Raw genomic sequence first — 3,887 nt, forward strand, 5'->3', positions numbered from 1 at the left:
CTCCCCGCCTACGGTGACAAGCGTCGGCGAAACGTCACCCCCCAGGAGGCACCCGTGCCGCCACCGGCGAGGTCGAGACCCATCCGGCTGCTCGCCGCGGCGAGCGCGCTGGTGGCCCTGACGGCAGCGATCGCAGGCTGCGCCCCTCAGAGCGAAGGCGAGGGCGACGCCGACGACGGTCACGTCGTCAGCGTGGACGCGGGCCGCCTCCGCGGCTCCGTCCGCGACGGTTACCGCCTCTTCCAGGGCGTCCCGTACGCCGCCCCGCCCACCGGCGCCCGCCGCTGGCGCCCGCCGGAGCCCCCGGCCGCCTGGGACGGCGTGCGGGACGCCACGCTGCCGGGCTCGCCGTGCCCCCAGCCGGCGATGGGCGGCGCGGCGGCCACCGGCAAGGAGGACTGCCTCTTCCTGAACGTGTGGGCACCCGAGCGCCGCAGCGGCGCGGAGCGGCTGCCCGTGATGGTGTGGGTGCACGGCGGCGCCTACATGTGGGGCAGCGGCGACGCGTACCCCGCTCAACGCCTCGCCACCCAGGGCGACATCGTCGTCGTCACGATCAACTACCGCCTCGGCGCCCTCGGCTACCTCGCCCACCCCGCGCTCGCGGGCGGCAGGGACACGGGCAACTACGGCCTCATGGACCAGCAGGCGGCCCTGCGCTGGGTGAAGGGCAACATCGGCGCGTTCGGCGGCGACCCCGGCAAGGTCACCGTCGCGGGAGAGTCGGCGGGTGGTGCTTCTGTGTGCGGTCTGCTGAACTCGCCCGCGTCGAAGGGGCTGTTCCGCGCTGCCGTCATGGAGAGCGGCCCGTGCGCGGGCCGGGGGATCGGGGCGGCGCAGGAGGCGGCCACGGTCTTCGCCACGTCGCTCGGCTGCTTCGTCGAGGCCACGGCCGCCGACTGCCTGCGTGCCCTGCCCGCGAGCGCGCTGACCGGCCCGCCGAAACGCGGCGGTGCCCGGACCGTCTCCGCGCTCCCGGACACCCCGGCCTCCGCGGTCAGCGGCCTGGCGTACGGGACGAGCCTGCTCCCCGGCCCCGTGGTCGGCGACCCGGCCCTGAAGGTGCCGGTTCTCATCGGCACCAACCACGACGAGGTGACGTACGTCCTGAAGGGCAGGCTCCAGCCGGAGGAGTACGCGTCCGGTCTGGAGGCCCTGTACGGCGACAGGGCGAAGACCGTGGCCCGTGCGTACCCGCGCAGCAGCCATGACGACGACGCCGGGCTCGCCTACGGGCACGCCGTCACGGACGGCGACTTCGCCTGCCGCACCCGCCATGTGGGACGCGCCTTCGCGCCGCACACGAAGGTGTACGCCTACGAGTTCGCCGACCCGGACCCGGTCTCGTGGTCCGGCGTGCAGCAGCTCTTCGGCTCGAAGGAGGTGGGGGCCGCCCACGCGACCGAGCTGCCGTACCTCTTCGACTTCCCCGGCGTGACGTTCACCGAGAAGCAGCGGAAGCTCTCCGACCGGATGATCGCCTACTGGAGCTCCTTCGTCTCCACGCTCGACCCGAACGGCGGCAACCGCGCCCACTGGTACCCGTACCGCACGTCCACGGACAGCTTCCTGTCCCTGCGGCCCACGGGGTCCGTCACGATCAACAACTTCGGTACGGATCACCACTGCGGCTTCTGGCAGCCGATCGTGACGGGCAAGCCGTAGCCGTAGACCTCGGGTCGCCGGGCCGGATCAGCGACGCGGCCGCTTCGACGCGACGACCACGTAACCGACCGCCAGGGCGAGCCCCAGTGCCCCGATGGCGGCGAAGCCAAGGATGTCGACCACCCGGGCGCCGTCGGAGATCCCCCCGACGGTGCCCACGACCCCGGCGAGCGTGCCGAGGACGCCGAGGATCAGCGTCCGGTGATTGCCGAACAGCACGTACCCGGCCGGCACCTTCCCGTCGCCCCTCCCCCGCGTATTTCCCTGCCGCATCTCTCCACGCCTCATTTCCAGTGCACCTGCCCGGGGTCCTTGGGAGCCATGATCTTCGCATCGGGCCGCTCGGAGGCGTGCATGGCGGGCGTGTAGTAGAAATCCAGCCCGGTGGCGAGGACGCTCGCGGGAAAACCGAAGACCTTCCCGCCGAGCTTGCCCGCGTTGTTCATCAGCGTGGGCTTGCGGTGCCGTCCCCCGCCGCCGGAGGTCTCCATCAGCCACGCCTCCATGCCCGCCGCGTACGCGGGCGTGCCACCGATGAAATACGTCCGCGCGCTCTCCCAGTCGCGCTTCTGAATGCTGTCGGCGCTGTTCATCCAGGACCGGTAGCCGATGAACTCGGCGGCGGGCTTGAGCGTGCTGTTGCCGAACTTGCCGTCCGACGCGTGCTGCATCTTGTCCGCGATCTCCTGGTCGGAGAGCAGCTTGAGGGAGATCTTCTTGTCGCTCTCCCGCCCCTGCTGTTTCCGCATCTGCCGCGCGTCGGTGAGGCTGACCGGGGCGGTGGGCAGAAAGCCGCTGTCGTAGCTCTGTTTCATGCTCTTCAGAGCCCAGCTCAGCGTCTCGTCGGTCTCCCGGGCGTCCTCCAGCGCCTGCCGGGTCCGCTCCTTGTAGGACCTGATGGTCGGCTCGTACGCCTTCTGCAGCTGCGCCAGATCCTCCGGCTTTACCTTGGCGGCATCGACGTGGACCGAGCCGTCCTCCCCCTTGAGGGAGAGATGCTCGTGCCCGGCGAGCTCGTGCGTGATGTCCTCGAGCTCCTTTTTCGCCGACCGGAAGGACTCCAGGCAGTTGTTCAGGAAGTCGTGGACACTGCGGGCCTCGCTCTCCGCCGTCGCCAGCTGATAGCTCAGCCCCGACACGGCGGTGGACGCGGACTGCGCCGCCTCTCCCTCCCAGTCGGATTCCTGGAGCCCCTTCGCCACTTCGGTGCGGAAGGTCTCCCCGGCACCGTGGACGTTCTTGGGCAATCGCGCCCACACCCCCACGGCGGAGGCGAGCTTCTCCAGATTCGCGTGCTTCAGATCGGTGTACGTCAGCGACATGGCGGCTCCCCCCTTCAGATCACGTCACCGGGCTTGTACGTACTGCGGACCCCCTGGAAGCTCTCCTCCCGTTTCTTGTCCGCATGCCCGAAAGAATCCGCCGCCGACCGGAGAGCCTTCGCGAGCCCTTCCTCACCGATCTGCCCCGCCACGTACGCGGCGCCTTTCTTCCACGACTCGGAGAAATCCCCGAACGCGCCGTCGCAGGCGAACCCTTTCAACGACCCGCCCACATCGGATGTCTTGGACACGACATCCTTATGGGCCTCGCGGAATTCCTTGGCCGCCTTGTTCACGGCCTTGTCGGCACGGTCCCGCAGCACGGCAGGCGTCACATGCAACTTCCCCTGCCCGCCACCGCCTCCGCCACCCGCACCGTTCAATCGCATATGCGCAGCCTGCTGCTCCTTGGCACCGGCTACGAGCTGCGCCCATTCGTCCTCGAAAGACATGTCTCCCCCATGGCGACAGATACGCTCATACGCACGCTACCAGTGCGGCGGCGGAGGACATCGATGATGATCACGGAGCCGGGCAACCGCTCGTCAAGGACACGTCAATTCACATCGTTGAATGAACTCCGACGCGAATCGTTCGGCCGTTACGAACCCGCTCGGCACATCACCGCCGCATGCGCATCCGATGGAAGTCGTCCAACACCGGTGATGTGGAGGCGGCTTCGCGGATACCTGACCCGCGCACGCGTAAGAGGTCATCTCATTTGGCGATGCGGCCTGTCCGACGGTCAGTTGCTCCTGCGCGAGCTGTTGCGTTACTGAGGTTGAACTCGCGATAGCGGCTGGTCGTGACGGCTCGTGATCCCTGCGGTATGCCGTGTTCATGAGGTACGCGCAGGGAGGCGGGCTGACGCCGAAGGGGCAACAGGCCCGGGAACGGGTG

4 protein-coding genes are annotated in these 3,887 nt (G+C 69.2%); 1 reads left to right on the plus strand and 3 read right to left on the minus strand.

Going from position 1 to position 3,887, the window contains the following annotated elements; translation table 11 throughout:
- Positions 1-1,665, plus strand: a 1,665-nt coding sequence (locus K6I34_RS33195) for a carboxylesterase/lipase family protein (RefSeq protein ID WP_229331757.1), incomplete at its 5' end; no start/stop codon positions are given.
- A 27-nt stretch (positions 1,666-1,692) separates the two neighbouring features.
- On the opposite strand, the gene K6I34_RS33200 is transcribed toward K6I34_RS33195, so the two are convergent.
- The 3 genes from K6I34_RS33200 to K6I34_RS33210 all read right to left on the minus strand — a co-directional run bounded on the left by K6I34_RS33200 (position 1,693) and on the right by K6I34_RS33210 (position 3,439).
- On the minus strand, positions 1,693-1,884 hold the full coding sequence (locus K6I34_RS33200) for a hypothetical protein (protein WP_229331758.1): 192 nt from the start codon (positions 1,882-1,884) through the stop codon (positions 1,693-1,695).
- Between the two features lie 65 nt (positions 1,885-1,949).
- Positions 1,950-2,987, minus strand: coding sequence for a hypothetical protein (locus K6I34_RS33205; RefSeq protein WP_229331759.1), 1,038 nt, complete (start codon positions 2,985-2,987; stop codon positions 1,950-1,952).
- A gap of 14 nt (positions 2,988-3,001) precedes the next feature.
- Complete coding sequence (locus K6I34_RS33210; protein WP_229331760.1) at positions 3,002-3,439, minus strand: WXG100 family type VII secretion target; 438 nt, start codon at positions 3,437-3,439, stop codon at positions 3,002-3,004.
- Between the last annotated feature and the right edge of the window lie 448 nt (positions 3,440-3,887).

Origin of the sequence: Streptomyces sp. UNOC14_S4, assembly GCF_020740835.1 — a bacterium.
In the GTDB taxonomy this organism is placed as follows: domain Bacteria; phylum Actinomycetota; class Actinomycetes; order Streptomycetales; family Streptomycetaceae; genus Streptomyces.